Origin of the sequence: Flavobacterium fluviale (assembly GCF_003312915.1) — a bacterium.
In the GTDB taxonomy this organism is placed as follows: Bacteria; Bacteroidota; Bacteroidia; order Flavobacteriales; family Flavobacteriaceae; genus Flavobacterium; species Flavobacterium fluviale.
The window spans coordinates 4,686,750-4,702,803 of record NZ_CP030261.1 but is presented as its reverse complement, the minus strand read 5'-3'; the positions used below and the strand labels follow the sequence as shown (position 1 = coordinate 4,702,803).

Here is a 16,054-nt window from a genome sequence, read left to right as displayed (position 1 = left end):
ATACTACAAATCTCTATTTTTTAATAATTTGTAAGAAAAACAAACAAATAAAGAAGTCCAGATCAAAACAATTAAAACAGCTAGATAGTTTACGCTGTAATCAATATCAGTTTCTATCCCCATCTGTGAACCAATATTTTTAATTACTGATAATCTTGGTCCTGGATTTACAATTAAGTTTGACATAGATTCTAAAGGAAGAAATTGTGTAATTTTCTCATCGGTATTGCTTTCTGGGAAAATTCTAAAAGCCAAAGTAGCTTTTATTATTCCTTCTAGTATGCTCCAAACTAAAAGAAAACCTAATGCAAATGCAGATCTTTTAACTAAAATTCCAAGAAATAAACAGAAAGAAAAGAATCCTGTCAATTTTACGAAAAAAGCCAAAAGGTAATCTAAGTCACTAAAAATAATATCAAATTCGGTATAAGAAGAGAAAAATAACCCTAATATTAAACTCATTACAAAAACAAATACTGTAGAGGCAAATGCAAATAAAACCACCGTTAAAAACTTTGATAAAATAAACTCCTTTTTACTAAGGCCGTCTATCAAGTTTTGTTTTAAAGTTCCGTAACTATATTCATTCGCCATCATGGAGACAATTACAATAGCTAGAAAAAATTTAAGGATGGCAGCAACATAAGTATTAAAATGCCAGATAAAAGGAAAATTAAAAATTCCCATTTCCGCGAGGTGAAATTTAAAAACACCAATGTCAAATTTTATAGCAGCAATTAACGCTATAAATGAAAGTAAGATAAAATAAGTTAGTGTTAATATACGGCTGGCCTTGTTCATCCAGATTTTTTGAAGTTCTATAGAGAGAAGTCTTTTCATGGTTTAGTTTTTTTGAATAATGGCATTTTTGGTTAATTCTAAAAATTGTGCTTCTAAACTATTTTTACGTTTTACTAAATGATTTAGAATTACGTTTTTAGAGAATAAAAATTGATTCAATTCAGAAGCTGATAAGTCAGATTTTAAATACACTAAAACTTTTCCCTCTTCTTCTTTAATTTGAGCCACGGCAGTATGTTCGCTTAAAACAGTTTTTAGAGCCGTATTGTCATCAGAGGAGATTTCAAAGAAACCTTCATTCGATGACATTCCGTCAACAGAACCAGAGTATAAAACTTCTCCTTTTCTTAAAACAATTACCTCAGAGCACACTTTTTCAACTTCATCTAATAAATGTGATGCCAATAAAATAGTAGTTCCCTGCGAAGCAATTTTTTTAATAATATCTCGAATCTGATGAATTCCCTGTGGATCTAGTCCGTTTGTAGGTTCATCCAAAATTAAAATTTCAGGGTCATTTAAAAGCGCAGATGCAATCGCTAAACGCTGTTTCATTCCTAACGAAAAAGTACTGAATTTGCTGTCTTTTCTTTCGCTTAAACCCACCAATTCGAGCTTTTCATTAACTTTAGAATAATTAATGTTTTTGATTTTGCAGACCAATTTTAGGTTTTGCTCAGCTGTCATATACGGATAAAAGTTGGGGCGCTCTATAATTGCACCAACTTTTTTCAAAGCTTCATGCGTTTCTACATTACCGTCAAACCAGCGGTAACTGCCAGAAGATTTATTAACAACATTCAGTACAATTCCTAATGTTGTCGATTTTCCGCTTCCGTTTGGGCCAAGTATGCCATAAACGCGGCCTTTTTGTATGCTAAAAGATACATTTTTTAAGGCTTGAATGCGCCCGTATCTCTTATTCAGATTTTCAATCGTTAAGATGGTTTCCAAATTTTTCTGGTTTTAGTTTTTAGTATGACGAGCCAAATTGAATTTTGTTACTTTAAATTCAAACTTTAATCCTATTGATGTAAATTTGTAATAAAGATATTAAAAATGAGCGAGCCTTTAATGGTTTTAAAAAAACCTTCTTATCCTTTAACGCAGCAGCTTTTAAACTATTTGGAGCGGTACGAACGTATTTCTAAAGTTTCTGTGTTTTATGATGACTTGCTTCGTTTTTCAGGCTCGGTAAATGTTTATGATAAATATGATAATGATACGCTTTGGATTCGCGTCTACTACAACGAATTTGAGCGTAATGAAATTGATTTAAACTTAAAAAAAATATATTCTCTACTGCACTCAGATGGTAACAGCGAGATAATTCAATTTCTTAATATCGATGCCATTGATTATTGCACCTTTGGGAATTCGAAACCCTTTAGAATTAAAGTTCGAAATATTCTCAACGACAATTATGTTCATTTTTATATTAAAAAAGCCGATGCTTCGCGAATTTATGGTTTAGAATTGGAAGATATTCTTTCGCCGGATAAAATCAACTTTTTGGTTTATAAAGACACTTTGATTGAAGAGCATATTATCGGGATTCCAGGTGATGTGTTTATGGATACTTTGTTAGAGAACTGTTCTGAAATGGAAAAAGCGCAAATTGCAAAAGAGTTTGTAAAGTTTAACGAACGCTGTATGATCCGGCTTTTGGGCGATATGCGGGCTTACAATTATGTAATTGTCCCAATTCACGATTTTGATCAAGTAGTGTATAAAATTCGTCCAATCGATTTTGACCAGCAATGTTACGAAGGAAATTTCAAGGTCTATCGACCACAGTTTTTCAAAGAAAATTATCCGATGATTCAGCTCATCAAAGAAAAATTAGAGGAACGTTCTATTATTCAATATAAAGATGAAGAAAGAGCGATTTTGGCCAAACGTATTCATTCGGCAGAAAACAGGATTAAAAAACTCTTAAATATAATGTGTCACGATACTATTTCGACCGAAGAACATCTGAATCAATTAAAAATGGAATTGTACCGATACACTAATGATATGAAATTTAAAAATGCCAAATCAATGGGGCATATTATGCACGCGGCATTTGAATTTATTATCCGTAATTTTAAAAACACAAACTTAGTTTAGAAATATTGTGGTTCCTGATTCTACAGGATGACAAAAAAATATAATCTTATGAAAAAATCTTTTTTAGCAGCAGCTTCTATAGTTTTATTGGCTTGCCAGCAGCAGTCGGCAGATGATTTGAAAACGCTTTATTCGCTTCCAAAAAAATTAAAAGAGGTTTCTGGAATTACTTATTTTCCTGAAAAAAATATAATTTACACGTTAGAAGACAGCGGTAATAAAAATGCAATTTATGCAATTGATTCTAAAGGAAAATTAGAAAAAACAATTACAATCTCTAATGCAGAAAATATTGATTGGGAAGATATTACAAAAGATAAATCTGGAAATATTTACATTGGTGATTTTGGGAATAATGATAATGAACGCAGAGATTTATGTATTTATAAAATTGCGAAAGGAGAATTAAACAAAGATCAGGCTAAAGCCGAATATAAAGTTTCATTTTCTTATACAGAACAAACCGAATTTCCTCCAAAGAAAAAAGAAATGTTTTATGATGTGGAAGGTTTTTTTGAACAAGGCGGCTACTTTTATCTTTTTACAAAAAACAGAAGTAAAGGTTTTGATGGAACTGCATTTATTTACAAAATCAAAAATGCACAAGGAACTCAAAAAGCAGTAAAAATTGGCGAGTTTAAAACTTGTAATAATTACAATCATTGTGTTTTAACAAGCGCCACAATAAGTCCAGACGGAAAAAAAGTAGCTTTATTGAGTCATGATAAAGTTCTTTTGTTTAAAGGTTTTAAAGGAGATTTATTCCACAAAGGAACTCATACAGAAATTAATCTGAATCATTTTTCTCAAAAAGAAGCCATAGTTTTTAAAGACAATAACACTCTACTTATCGCCGACGAAAAAACGAATAAAGTAGGAGGGAATGTTTATGAGTTTAAATTAAAGTGATTTTTTTAGGTTCAAAGAAGCAAAGGTTCAAAGAAGCAAAGGTTCAAAGAAGCAAAGGTTCAAAGTAACAAAGGTAAAAACTTTGAACCTTTGCTTCTTTGAACCTTTGAACCTCCCTTAAAAACTATATGCCGCTCCAAAAATAACTCTTCCTATTTCATCAGGAGATTTAAAATAAGAGATTCTTGCGGTTAAAATATTGATGGCGTTTAACCAAAGTCCGCCGCCGTAATCGTGATGCCATTTTTTAGAATCTTCTCCATCAAGCCAAACTCTTCCGTAGTCGAAACCACCTAAAATTCCATACGTAAAAGGGGCAATCGTTTTTCTGATTCTACCTAAACTTAAACGTAAATCAGAACTTTGAGAGAAATACGAACTTCCTAAAAAGCGTTCATTTCTAAAACCTCTTAAATCAGTATCACCTCCCAGTGTAGCACCTTGGTAAAATTCATAATTGTTATTTAAAATGGCTTTACCTTTAACATAAGTCGCTAAAACCAATTTACCATTTTTATCTAATTTATGTGTAAATCCTAAGAAGCTTTCCAAGGTTGGAAAATTTTGTTTCGTTTCAGATAAATTTGCAGTCCAGGTTGCAGCAAGCATAAAAGCCATGCCCAAATTTGGTTTTGCAGCAAAATCAGAGTTTTTGAAAAGGTATTTAACTTTTAAACCACCAAAATTCTGGGTTTCAAAAACATCTGGATTTACAATATTCGGAATGTCGATGTATCTATTTTCAGTTTCCTCAACTGTCATTCTTTGATACATTGGCTGTATACTAAATTCACTTCCGTAACGACCAACATGGCGAACTGCTCCCGAAGCATTAAATTTACGAATACGAACACGATTGTAATCCAAACTAACTTCGTCATCGTCATAAGTAGTTTCGTTTCCGTATCCAAAATAATTCATTGCAAAATTTGGAGTTGTATAAAGCGATTCCACATCAATAACCCATTTTCCTAGTAGACCTGGGAAATGTGCAGCATAATTAAATTCCAAACCGCCTGTCGCAAAGTAGTAAAAAGCATTTAAAACATGTCTTTGTGTATAAGGATTCTGTTTGAAATTGTTAACAGTATAATTTAAATTAATACCCACTTTTACACCGTCGTCTGGATTAAAACCAATGTTAGGAAGACCAGATACGACATTGTATTTCGGTTTTTCATAGTTATATAGATTCACATCGTAATCGTCTGTTAACTGTGTTTGAGTTTTTGAATCTAAATTATAAGTGTTCTCTTTTGATTTAAAATCATATACAATAACTTTTCTTCCGTTTTCGATATTGTAAGTGTCATTGTTTTGACCTCCGATTAAGCGAACTTTAATTTTAGATTTCTGATCTCCTTTTACTTCAAAAACATCATTATCGTCTAAACCATAAATCCATAAATTTTTGGTTTTGGCATCTGTTACAGTTTTTGAATATTGTAATTCGTCACCTTCTTTTTTTACCCTGAAAACCTGAATTTCAATACTTTTTTTAGCATTATGGTTCAATACAAACTTGTCTTTTTTATCTGTACCGGCAATCATAACCGTTTTGTTCAGCACATCAGAATATTTGGATGCATATTTTTGAAGCTCTCTTTTTCTGTTTTTTAGTTTGGCAATAATTTCTTCGACTGTACCATCCTGAACTTCTTTTGGCATGTTTTTGAAAGCGTTTTCAATATCCTTGTCAGATAAATTTTCTTGGATGAATTTTGCCTGCTCAATCCATTCTTTTTCGCCTGAAGTTCTTAAAAAAGCCAAATCCATTGGGTAAGGTTCTCTGCTTAACCATTTTACGTTGTCTATTTTGTATTTAAATGTACGCATATGGCGAAGTGCAGGAATGTTCATTAAAATGGAAAGCAAAGTCCCATCATATTTTGCAAAAGCCTGATCTCTATCTCTCGGAATTGGTTTATAAATAACCTTTCCATCTTTTTTGTATTCTGCCCAGCGCCATTGGTCACTATGTCTGTCCCAATCGCCAATCAGCATGTCAAACAAGCGGGCTTTAATATATTCTTTTTCATCAACAGAATATTTTTCGTCTTTATGAAGATTCAGCATCATATCAACTGTTCCGATAATATTAGTTGGATTTCCAAAATTTTTACCATCTAAATGATTATCAGCCGGTCTTTCTTCAACCATATACAATTGGTCGCCAAAACCGGCATTAAATTCCCCTAAACCTTTTTGTCTCGGAATATAATATAAAACTGGATTGGTATGTGCCAAACCTATTTTATCTGACATGCTTCCAATTACAAATGGAGCATAGGGATGAGAAGTCGTGTAGAAATCAAACAAGAAATTTTCGGCATAAGTGTCTTCAAATTCATTCACAACATATTGATCTTTAAAAGCTACAGATTGTAAAAATACAGTAGCACTTTTTTTCATGCCGCGCATTACATATTCACGTCCTTTTGGATCAGACATTCTCAAAGAAACAGATTGATGTCCTCCGCCTTCGCGAATAGGTTTCAAACCACCCATTATCGTATCTATAGTCGCTACTTTAGCCTCAATTGGCATACTGTAATATTTTCTGTAATGCTGCCCAAATAAAAATTTATGGAATAAACTTTTATTAGTCATTTTTTGAGAATAGATGGAAGTTGTAATTTTTGATGGAAAACTATTCGGAATATCCGTTGCCCAGTTGATTTCTTTAGCTTTTATAATTTCACGTTCAAAAAGTAGTTTTTCTTTATTGTTTTCATTTCCATAATAAGAAACTTTTGCGTCACCGCTTTTAAATAAAGTTAAGGTTGCATAACCATGTCCTCCATACGAAAAATCATTTTCGTTGACAGCTCTTGCTGCTTCAGATTTTGAACCCGCACCGCTGATAATCTGCTGGATATTTTCTTTACTGATGAATTGCAGATTATGATCATGGCCAGAAACCACAATTACATTTTTCTGCTTTTGCAAAAGTGTTTTAATTCTTTTGGCATAAATCGTATATTGTTTATTCTGAATATCCTGCGGACTCACTCCAGATGTCTTTCGCAGTAAATTAATAAAAGATCCGATTATTGGAAGTGGAATCTTTTTCTCCAGTGGAAATAATTGTTTTTCCAAAGAAAATTGGCCTCCGTGAGTTCCGTTGCTTAATAAAGGATGATGAATCGCTAAGACAACCGTTTTTTCTTGGTTTTTATTTAAGATATTTTCCAGTTCGTCAAAGAAATCTTCTCGAGTCTTAATTTCGCAATTGTCATTAATAGTGGGGTGGTCGTCCCAATCTTCCAGAAACCACTCACTATCAATAGTTACTAACGTAGTAGTACTATCAATTTTGACATCTTCAATCGCACAGGAATTTCTAGGTAAAAAAGCTTTTTTATTGTTAAGCTGTTTCGTTACAAAATCTGCTTGCAGCTCTAAGCCCTTTATACCATTGTACCAATCGTGGTTACCAGGGATAAAAACAGTTTTTCCTTTAAAACCTTTAGCCAGTTTTAATTGATTGTTAAGCTTTGTTTCTGCCAAAGCAATGTCTGCGGCGTTTTTATCACTCGGAAAACCTTTAGGATAAATATTATCTCCTAAAAACAGTAAAGTAGATTTTTTATTCGCCTTTTTTAATTTTTGATGTAATAGCTCAAGTGTCTGCTGAGCCGGCGCTTCATCGGCATTTCCAGCATCTCCAACAAGAAAAAAAGTGTGAGCAATTTTTATAGAATCAGTCGCGTTTTCATTTTCGTTCGCGCTTACATTTTTTCCGTATTGAGGTTTGTGAGTGGCGCAAGAATAAACTAGGAAAAGCACTATTAATGCAGCTGTTCCAGTTTTAATTTTGGCAATAAAATGATTATCCAAAAACAATTTCATAATTTAGTGGTATAAAAATATTCTTTATGAATCTAATAGAACAATCCGAAGATTTCGTCAGTAATTTACTCAAAGATAAACTTTCTAATCTATATTCTTATCATAATTTTAACCATACTTTCACAGTGGTTAATGCGGTAAAAGAACTTTGCAAAAAAGAAGATGTAGAAGGTGATGAAAAAGAGGCACTTTTGGTTGCGGCTTGGTTTCATGACACAGGATATATTGAGGGATATGAAAACCATGAAAAGGCAAGCGCCAAAATAGCGACCGATTTTTTAAGAGAAAAAGGAAAGTCTGAAGATTTTATAGCACTTATTACCAGTTTGATTTTGGCTACAGCCAAAGATTATGAGCCTAAAACGCATTTAGAAAAAATTATTAAAGACGCAGATTATGCTCACTTAAGAGATGAAGAGTATGCTACAACCTGCGAATTATTGCGCTTAGAACTTAAAAATACTGGAGTTGTAAACTTTTCCAGCGCTGAATGGACACGGGAAAATTTAAAATTTCTATTAAACAGACATCGTTTTTACACTGATTATGCATTGAGAAAATGGCAGCCTTTAAAGGAAAAAAACCTGCTTCTTATTCAGAAAAAAATAAATAAACAGGAATTGAAAGCCGCAGCTGCGATTGAGGAAGAAAATAAAAAGAAAGAAAAACTGGAAAAACCAGATCGTGGCATCGATACATTATTTCGTGTTACACTTGGAAATCACACCCGCTTAAGCGGCATTGCCGATAGTAAAGCCAATATTTTATTGTCTGTAAATGCTATTATAATTTCAATTGCATTATCGTCTATAATTCCAAAATTAGATAGTCCGAAAAATGCACATTTGGTTATTCCGACTTTTATAATGCTGATGTCTAGTGTTATTACAATTATTTTTGCAATTCTTTCAACACGTCCAAAAGTAACTTCTGGCTTTTTTACACGCAGTGACGTAGAAGCCAAAAAAGTAAATTTAATGTTCTTCGGAAATTTCTATAAAATGCCCCTCGAAGATTACGATTGGGCAATGAACGAAATGATGAAGGACCGTGATTACTTGTATTCTACAATGATCAAAGATTTGTATTATCTCGGGTTGGTTTTACAACGAAAATATAATTTACTACGAATTGCCTACAACTTTTTCATGTTCGGATTAATTATCACGGTAATCTCGTTTGTAATTGCTTTTAAATCTATTTAAAATTCAAAAGTATTTGACGCTGATTTTACGGATTCGCTATTGTGAAGACGCTTGTAAACTGATTTTTAATTTAAACTAAAAAATCAATCTGCATCCATCTGCATCTTCGCGATAGCGGGTAAGTTCATTTGTGTCCCATAAAAAAAGCTCAACTTTTAGTTGAGCTCATCTAATAAATCTTGATAAGTAATCTTTTTTACTCCTGGTTTTGAATTGTTATTGATCACTTTTACACGAATAGCTCTCAAACCAGAAACACCTTGAAGATCTTCAACTTCAAATTGTTCTATCGAAGGTTCAAGAATTTTCTTGTGCTGTAAGTATTTAATATATTTTAAATACTCTGCTTCTTCGCTGTTTTGAGAATAAACAATTGTAATCTTTTCTTTCTCTGTAATTCTTTCGTTTGTTCCTTTAATGTTCGATTTGTCAATTCGTTTTTTAACGACTTCATATCTGGCATTATAAGTTCCGTCCACATCAAAACGTTTTTCATCCATTCTAAAACGAATTGAAAGAGGCGAACTGAAAACCAAAATCAAAGACGTAACATCCAATTCATAAGGAAGTGATTCCTTAAGTTCGTGATGTTCCAATTCCATTTCGCACAAAGTCTGTAACTGCCACAAACGAAGATTGTGCAGATACATGATATCGAATGGTTTGGTTGGCGAAATTGAAGCACCGATATACAAATTATGCTCTACACCATCCGTTTTAAAACGCTCGTAATAATGCGGATAAATTTGCTGTGCTTCAACTTGTTTTTTATCTAAAACCGTTGCCAGTCTTTTATTAATGATTGACATTGCGTTGTCAAATTTCTTTCTTTCCTGATAAAACATTCCTGTTTTTTCGTCCAGACTTTCAAAGTATAGTTTTTCTAATTTTTCGTTTTTAGCGTTACTTTTTGTGTTTTTAAGAATCGGGTGAATTTCTTCTTCAATATAGCGTTGAATGTGCTGTTCCGTATCAGCTTTTAAAGGGAAATCCAATTCATTTCGAAGCGATTCTAATTCAAATTTTCTTTGTTCCAAAAGAACTAAGTTAGAATTCGGATCCTGATTATCGAAAATTTCCAAAAGAGCGGTAAGCTGGCTTTTTAAATCAGTTTTTACAGTTTCATTTCGATGTTCTGAAGAACTTTTTATATCAATTTGCCCATAAAGCGGAAATACATTTTTAAAAACAATTTCTTTAAAAATATAATCTTTCGTATGATTTAGATTTTGAAAATAGTTCTGCGATTCCTTTTTGAATTTCCAGTAAACACTCGGGTGAATCGTAGTATACTCACGTTGAATAATCGCTTCAACTTGATGCTGCATGTCTGTATTGTAGCGATCTATTGTGTCTGTCAAATAAGGAAGTACCAATTCTAGTTTTGTAGCATTCACACTATTTAAATCTCGTGGATTTTCGGAAACCAATTCTACAACACCTAATAAATGTCCGTTTCTAATAACAGGAGCAAAAATACAGCTGTGAATATTTTGCGATAAAAGATGCTCTCCAAGTCTTTTATTGGTTGATTCTTCTGTAAATTTAGTAACATTAGAAATAACGAAAGGTTCTTTTTTATCTAATAAATTTTCGAAAGAACATCCAAAAAAAGCATTTTTACAATCCACTTCCTGATCGGCAGAAAGTAAAAAACTTTTTAATTGGTTTTCGTATTTTGCCGGTCTAATAAATTTTTCTTCTTCGGGATTGTAAATAATAAAGCCAACTTTTAATTTGGGAAGATTAAAAATGGACTGGAAAATATTAGAAATTTCTTGATCTGTTGTAACTGTTTTGGCTCCAGGTTTCAGTAGGTTACTTTTCAATGTAGAAATAGCGCTTTCTGTCGTCGCATCAAATAAAGAAACAATTCCGAAACCTCTTAAAATCCAGCTTCCTTTTGGGAATTTAGATTTCCACAAATTAATATCATTATAATTATCAATCAACTGATCGATATCTTCCTGAGTTAGCGAGACAGCATTTTCAGTCGGAATAATTTCCATGAAATCTGCATTGTACAAAATTCGGTAATGTTTTTCGACACCGCTTTCGTCTGGAATATCATAAAAAAATGGTTTGTTGAAATCGATATGCTGTTTGTAATAACTGCTCAAAATTAAGCAGCAGTTATTAATGTAAAATTGATGCTCGTCGAAATCACGAATTTCCATATAAAATTCGTCTCCTGCATTTTTTAGAATTTTCTTAAAACGCTCTGAGTAATTAAAGGAGATATTTTGAAATGGAATAGTAACCGCCTTTATCTCGTTATGGGTTAATGCTGTAGGAAATAGATCGGCTAAAATGTTTTTGATTAAAGCTTCATTTTCTTTAATAACCGAATAATCTTGAATTCCAGTTCGTAATTCTGGGATAGATTCGATTTGTTTTAAAATGGCTTTTGCGTAATTCGATCTGTAATCAACATTTGACAAAGCAATTTCTTCAAAAGATTCAATCAGCTTATGAAATGATATAATGGTAGTGAAGGGACTTTCTTTAAAAAATTGAATATCCATCTTAGTTTATTTTTAATGCAAAATTAATGATAAATTAAGAATGATCGACATTTTATCATTTGTTTCGTCTATAGAAGTATAATTTATTTTTAAAGCAAAAAAACCTCAAAGCCAAAGCTTTGAGGTTTTTTATCAGTAAGTAATAGAAAATGAAAACTTCTTAGCTTTTTTCTTCTTTGTTGAAGTAAACTAAGTAGTAATACATTTGTTTTTCTTCATCCCAGCCTTTTTCAACGAATTTTTCTGCGCTTTCTGGATTAATAAAATCCATTTTAATCTGAATGTGAGTATCCAAATTAATAACGTTTTTAATCGATTTTCTCGCGTCAGAAACTGCTGCGTTGGCAATTGGGAATGAGGTTACATCTTCGATGCTGTATTTTTCTCCCTTATCAACTTTATAATTTTTGAATTCAGGAATTAAGTCTGGATTGTCTAATACTTCATTCAAGAAATTCTGCTCTTCAAACTGATCATTTTTAGCGAAATAATTCACAGATCGGTTCATAAACATTACTTCCTCTTTCTTGTCTTCTGCTGGCAAAACCACATCTTTTGCGAAGTTCTGACAGAATTTTAAATATTTTTTAGTGATGAAATTTTCATCTTCAAAAGCATCAACCGATAAAAAGTGCTCTAACCAGTAACGTGCATCATAACGGTTACTGTCTACAGTTAGGATTTTATAACCTTCTTCTTTTTTATAATTGAAAATTAAACAGCCTTTATCCAATTTATTCAAGTTGATTCCCTGCTGTAAAATCATTTCAAGATTGCTGTTTTTTTCTTCAAACTGTAAAAAGTCTGCCTGCAATTCGCTTTTAAAAATCCCGATTGCATCAACAACATTATTATCGATACTTAAGTTGGTCAAATACGTTACATAAACCTCTCCGTTTTTAATATGCGGATGATTTGACTGCTCATACAAATGCTTCGTGATGTTTTTAGAAACCTCATGCACATTTGCCGGATTAGCAAAAATCTCAGTTGCATATTTAAACATATCGTTGTAGTCCAAGTCCACTTCGTGTGCAAACTGATAATAGTTTTCTTCTTTTTCTCTAAAAGGCTTAAAAAAGAATTCTTTTATAAGAGGCACAATTTCATCATTTAAATTAAATGGCTGCTCTGATAAAAAAATAGCTTCGTTACGACTTTTGTTTCCTACGCGGTGAATCGCAAGCGTCTCGATGTGGGTGTTGAATAGGTTGATCATTTTTTTTGTTTAGGTACAAAGATGCGGAGGTTCAAAGGAACAAAGGTTATTTTCTATCTTTTATTTTTCTAATAAAAGAACTTAACATTCGTTCTATTTCTCTGCTTTCTCCATTTATTTTATTGAATTGATACTCGGTTATATATTTTAGATTGAATGAAATTTCAAGCTGAGTCTGTAATTCAAATAATGATGAAATTGAAACATTTAAAAATCTCAAATAATCACTATTTCCATCTCTGCCATATCCTTCAGCAATATTACTCGGTATTGAAATGGAACATCTTCTAATTTGTGAAGATAGTCCATAAATTTCTTCTTTTGGGAATGAATTTGTTAATTGGTAAATTTCAGTTACCAGGGACATAGATTTTTGCCAGATCAAAAGGTCACGAAAAGTTTTCATTTTATATTTTAAGAATTAAAACATAAAAATAAAGAAAAATATTACATTTTAAAATTTTTAGATTTTAAAGAAACCTATGAACCTTTGTAACTATGAACCTTTGAACCTGAAAAAAAATTAATTCCAATTCTCCTCAAATCCGTAATCTTCGAAGCTGTCGTCGCCTTCGAACATGTCAAGATCGTCTTCGTCTAGGTCGTCTTCAAATTCTCCGTAGATATCATCGTGCATATCAGCTTCAAAGTTTTTTTCTACAGCCTCGTCCGGCATTTCACCGTGAGAGAACAAAGTTTCAGGATAAACAGCTCCAACGGCTTCCTCTTCGATTGCGGCTAACTCAACTAAGAAAGTCCACATGCTGATGAAATCGTAAACGTAGATAATTTTAGTGTTTTCGCGGTCTAAGATACTAGACAAAGGATAATCATTCATGGTTCTTATTTCGCCAGGAACATCTCCAGTATCAAAAAGCGGAATTTCATCTTCTTGATTCCAAGTTTCATCACAAGTATAAAATGAAGCGACTTCTGATCCGTCAAAGCCAAAAGCGTTGAAGATTGCATTATGTAAATCCTCAAGAGTATCGTCTTCAAGAATTGCAATGTCTCTAAAAATATCTTCTTCGGCGTCTAGAATTACTCTAAATTTATAAACCATAACATTTGTTTTTATTGAGAGGTCAAAGGTAAAATATAAAAAATGAAATACGAATCTCGAATTACGATTTGTTGAAAAGATTTTTTTCGGTTTTCTGATTAATTAATCTCGATTGTCAGGCTGAGCGAAGTCAAAGCCTAAATCCAATAGGAAAGCCTTCGGCTTCGCTCAGGATGACAAACAGAAGATAAAGCAAATTACTTTCCAGTCAATCTTTTTCGAATTTTATGATAATGTCTGTGATAAGTACTATGACTTGGATAACTTCTGCTTGAAGTCATGTTGTTAAAAATCAATGCGGTGAGAAGTAAAATAAGCACTCCAGTGAAAACAGGAGAAAGCACATACATATAGCCTAAAGCTTTTACTTTTTCTGTACCAATAACTGCAATTAAAGCTGTTGCACCTCCAGGCGGGTGAAGAGTTTTGGTAATCTGCATTAAAATAATAGCAAAAGAAACAGCCAATGGAGCTGCGATATACATAATATCTGGAACCAGTTTGTGTACAGTTACGCCCACAATAGCAGAAATTACATGACCTCCGACTAAATTTCGAGGCTGAGAAAACGGACTTTGAATAATTCCATAGACCAAAACACTCGAAGCTCCAAACGAACCAATTAAGTATACGGCATCACTTCCAGAAAAATGCATCGACTGTACGTAAGCCAGAATTCCAATTCCGACAAATGAACCTAAAAAGGACCAAAAATGCTCTTTATAATCAATTAAAGTTTCTTTGTAAAGAATGTAACGTGTTTTTCTGTAGCTTCTTCTAATTTTCGGAGTGGGCATTTATGTGGTATTTATTGTAAAACTTTAATCTTTTTTTGCCACATCATCAATGATAAACAGATTTTTTAATCATTTTAATCTTTGAAATCTGTAGCTAAATAATTTATTTCGTTAAACTTGGAGTGTAAGAATAAACAGTATACGGGTAAATAGTTTTTGCAGTGTACTTTGAAATTAAACACACTACAAGAATCGGTAAAAAAAGCGTATAATCATTTGTTAATCCGCATACTAAGAATATTGCTGTAAACGGAGCATGAATACTGGCGCTTAAAACAGCCGCCATTCCGATAATCATGAAATTTACTGGAATTACATTTACGTGAAAGAAACTGTTCAAAATTGAGGCTAATAATAAACCTAAAAAAGCACCAATAAAAAGACTTGGAGCAAATACACCTCCGTCACCACCAGAAGCAAGAGTAACTGAAGTTACAATTGGTTTTAAAATCAGTAACCCGATAAAAGTAAATGCCAGAGTTATGGTTAATGGAAGCTGGCTTGAATTCCCAAAAATACCTTTTATAGCATGATAACCTTCTCCATACAATTGAGGGAAAATAAAAAGGGATATACTTAAAACGGCAGATCCAATAATGATTTTATAATAATGGGTCTCTATTTTTCCGAATTGAGATTTGAAAAATAATACACATTTGGTTAAATAAACCGAATTCATTCCCGCTAAAATTCCTAAAAGAATAAAATACGGAATTGCTTTTAAATGCCAGGTTGTAATAGATACAGCGAATAAAGGTTCTTCTTTTAAAATAGTAAGTAAACCAAATGCTATCGAAACAGCAATTACATTTGAAATGATAAATGCGCGTGTGACTTTTCGTGAAATTACTTCAAAAGCAAATAAGATTCCAGCAATCGGACTGCTGAAAAGTGCTGTAACACCTGCAGCAACTCCTGCGCAGATTAACTCTGTTTTATACTGGCGGAAAACATTTTCTTTTTCGTGCGCAACAGAACCAATTGTCGCTGTGGCAACTACCGTAGAAACTTCGATTCCGGTTGAACCTCCAAAAATAACAGTTAATAATCCATTTATGAAATGCGATGGGATTTTGTAAGAAGGAAGATTTTTTGAGTTTTTACCTGTACTTTCAAAAACTTCTTTGATTCCTTTGTTTTCTTTTTTCTTAAAAAGATACTGCCTCAAAAAATAAATTACTGAAAGTCCAAAAACTGGAAATACAATGTAAAATAAAGGGTGAACCGATACTTGATGAAAGAAGATTTCTTCGTAGTATTCCGTTATTTTTTTTAGTGAAATTCCGAGGAAGGCAGAAAGAAAGCCAATTAAAATAGAAACAATTACTAATTTTCGGAACTTAATGAATTGATGATTTTTTTTGATTTGCGCCGTTTTGTTCATCAGAAGTAAATTTGAAATCGCACTTTTTTTATGCGGATTACAAAATTAAGCATCAAATTCGGTTTTTTCTAAGAAATATTCATTTTAGTATGTTAAAATAGGTATAAACAAGAAAAATCTTTCAATCTGTTTTTGTTTGATTAGCTCTTAATCAGGCTCAAAGGTTCAAGGTTGCAAAGGGGCAAAT

12 protein-coding genes are annotated in these 16,054 nt (G+C 32.5%); 3 read left to right on the top strand and 9 right to left on the bottom strand.

Annotation, left to right across the window (positions count from 1 at the left end):
• Nucleotides 1-3: 3 nt before the first annotated feature.
• Both HYN86_RS20320 and HYN86_RS20315 read right to left on the bottom strand, forming a co-directional pair.
• Nucleotides 4-840 (bottom strand): ABC transporter permease, encoded by an 837-nt coding sequence (locus HYN86_RS20320; protein WP_113679707.1) that lies wholly within the window; start codon nucleotides 838-840, stop codon nucleotides 4-6.
• Between the two features lie 3 nt (nucleotides 841-843).
• Complete coding sequence (locus HYN86_RS20315) at nucleotides 844-1,755, bottom strand: ABC transporter ATP-binding protein (protein ID WP_113679706.1); 912 nt, start codon at nucleotides 1,753-1,755, stop codon at nucleotides 844-846.
• 105 nt (nucleotides 1,756-1,860) lie between these two features.
• On the opposite strand from HYN86_RS20315, the gene HYN86_RS20310 reads away from it, so the two are divergent.
• Together HYN86_RS20310 and HYN86_RS20305 are read left to right on the top strand one after the other, a co-directional pair.
• Nucleotides 1,861-2,913 (top strand): hypothetical protein, encoded by a 1,053-nt coding sequence (locus tag HYN86_RS20310; protein WP_113679705.1) that lies wholly within the window; start codon nucleotides 1,861-1,863, stop codon nucleotides 2,911-2,913.
• Between the two features lie 48 nt (nucleotides 2,914-2,961).
• Complete coding sequence (locus HYN86_RS20305; protein WP_113680018.1) at nucleotides 2,962-3,822, top strand: NHL repeat-containing protein; 861 nt, start codon at nucleotides 2,962-2,964, stop codon at nucleotides 3,820-3,822.
• 117 nt (nucleotides 3,823-3,939) lie between these two features.
• Here HYN86_RS20305 and HYN86_RS20300 read toward each other — a convergent pair whose 3' ends face one another.
• A complete protein-coding gene (locus HYN86_RS20300; protein ID WP_113679704.1) occupies nucleotides 3,940-7,674 on the bottom strand; it encodes a metallophosphoesterase in 3,735 nt (1,244 codons plus the stop codon).
• A gap of 26 nt (nucleotides 7,675-7,700) precedes the next feature.
• Here HYN86_RS20300 and HYN86_RS20295 point away from each other — a divergent pair, with 26 nt between their 5' ends.
• Nucleotides 7,701-8,879 carry a Pycsar system effector family protein gene (locus HYN86_RS20295; protein WP_113679703.1) on the top strand — a complete coding sequence of 393 codons (1,179 nt, stop codon included), beginning with the start codon at nucleotides 7,701-7,703 and terminating at the stop codon, nucleotides 8,877-8,879.
• Nucleotides 8,880-9,034: 155 nt separating this feature from the next.
• On the opposite strand, the gene HYN86_RS20290 is transcribed toward HYN86_RS20295, so the two are convergent.
• The 6 genes from HYN86_RS20290 to HYN86_RS20265 all read right to left on the bottom strand — a co-directional run bounded on the left by HYN86_RS20290 (nucleotide 9,035) and on the right by HYN86_RS20265 (nucleotide 15,867).
• A complete protein-coding gene (locus tag HYN86_RS20290; RefSeq protein WP_113679702.1) occupies nucleotides 9,035-11,404 on the bottom strand; it encodes a GAF domain-containing protein in 2,370 nt (789 codons plus the stop codon).
• A 160-nt stretch (nucleotides 11,405-11,564) separates the two neighbouring features.
• Complete coding sequence (locus HYN86_RS20285; RefSeq protein WP_113679701.1) at nucleotides 11,565-12,623, bottom strand: nucleoid-associated protein; 1,059 nt, start codon at nucleotides 12,621-12,623, stop codon at nucleotides 11,565-11,567.
• Between the two features lie 46 nt (nucleotides 12,624-12,669).
• A complete protein-coding gene (locus HYN86_RS20280) occupies nucleotides 12,670-13,029 on the bottom strand; it encodes a four helix bundle protein (RefSeq protein WP_113679700.1) in 360 nt (119 codons plus the stop codon).
• Between the two features lie 117 nt (nucleotides 13,030-13,146).
• Entirely contained in the window at nucleotides 13,147-13,686 is a 540-nt protein-coding gene (locus HYN86_RS20275; RefSeq protein ID WP_113679699.1) for an IS1096 element passenger TnpR family protein, read from the bottom strand.
• Between the two features lie 197 nt (nucleotides 13,687-13,883).
• Complete coding sequence (locus HYN86_RS20270) at nucleotides 13,884-14,483, bottom strand: HPP family protein (RefSeq protein ID WP_113679698.1); 600 nt, start codon at nucleotides 14,481-14,483, stop codon at nucleotides 13,884-13,886.
• 103 nt (nucleotides 14,484-14,586) lie between these two features.
• Nucleotides 14,587-15,867, bottom strand: a complete 1,281-nt coding sequence (locus HYN86_RS20265) for a chloride channel protein (RefSeq protein WP_113679697.1) — start codon at nucleotides 15,865-15,867, stop codon at nucleotides 14,587-14,589.
• Nucleotides 15,868-16,054: the final 187 nt, after the last annotated feature.

Excerpts from the sequence above, each read along its gene's own strand:
- HYN86_RS20300 (WP_113679704.1), bottom strand. The coding sequence starts at position 7,674 with ATGAAATTGTTTTTGGATAATCATTTTATTGCCAAAATTAAAACTGGA.
- HYN86_RS20305 (WP_113680018.1), top strand. The coding sequence starts at position 2,962 with ATGAAAAAATCTTTTTTAGCAGCAGCTTCTATAGTTTTATTGGCTTGC.
- HYN86_RS20275 (WP_113679699.1), bottom strand. The coding sequence starts at position 13,686 with ATGGTTTATAAATTTAGAGTAATTCTAGACGCCGAAGAAGATATTTTT.
- HYN86_RS20280 (WP_113679700.1), bottom strand. The coding sequence starts at position 13,029 with ATGAAAACTTTTCGTGACCTTTTGATCTGGCAAAAATCTATGTCCCTG.
- HYN86_RS20320 (WP_113679707.1), bottom strand. The coding sequence starts at position 840 with ATGAAAAGACTTCTCTCTATAGAACTTCAAAAAATCTGGATGAACAAG.
- HYN86_RS20295 (WP_113679703.1), top strand. The coding sequence starts at position 7,701 with ATGAATCTAATAGAACAATCCGAAGATTTCGTCAGTAATTTACTCAAA.
- HYN86_RS20285 (WP_113679701.1), bottom strand. The coding sequence starts at position 12,623 with ATGATCAACCTATTCAACACCCACATCGAGACGCTTGCGATTCACCGC.
- HYN86_RS20270 (WP_113679698.1), bottom strand. The coding sequence starts at position 14,483 with ATGCCCACTCCGAAAATTAGAAGAAGCTACAGAAAAACACGTTACATT.
- HYN86_RS20310 (WP_113679705.1), top strand. The coding sequence starts at position 1,861 with ATGAGCGAGCCTTTAATGGTTTTAAAAAAACCTTCTTATCCTTTAACG.
- HYN86_RS20265 (WP_113679697.1), bottom strand. The coding sequence starts at position 15,867 with ATGAACAAAACGGCGCAAATCAAAAAAAATCATCAATTCATTAAGTTC.
- HYN86_RS20290 (WP_113679702.1), bottom strand. The coding sequence starts at position 11,404 with ATGGATATTCAATTTTTTAAAGAAAGTCCCTTCACTACCATTATATCA.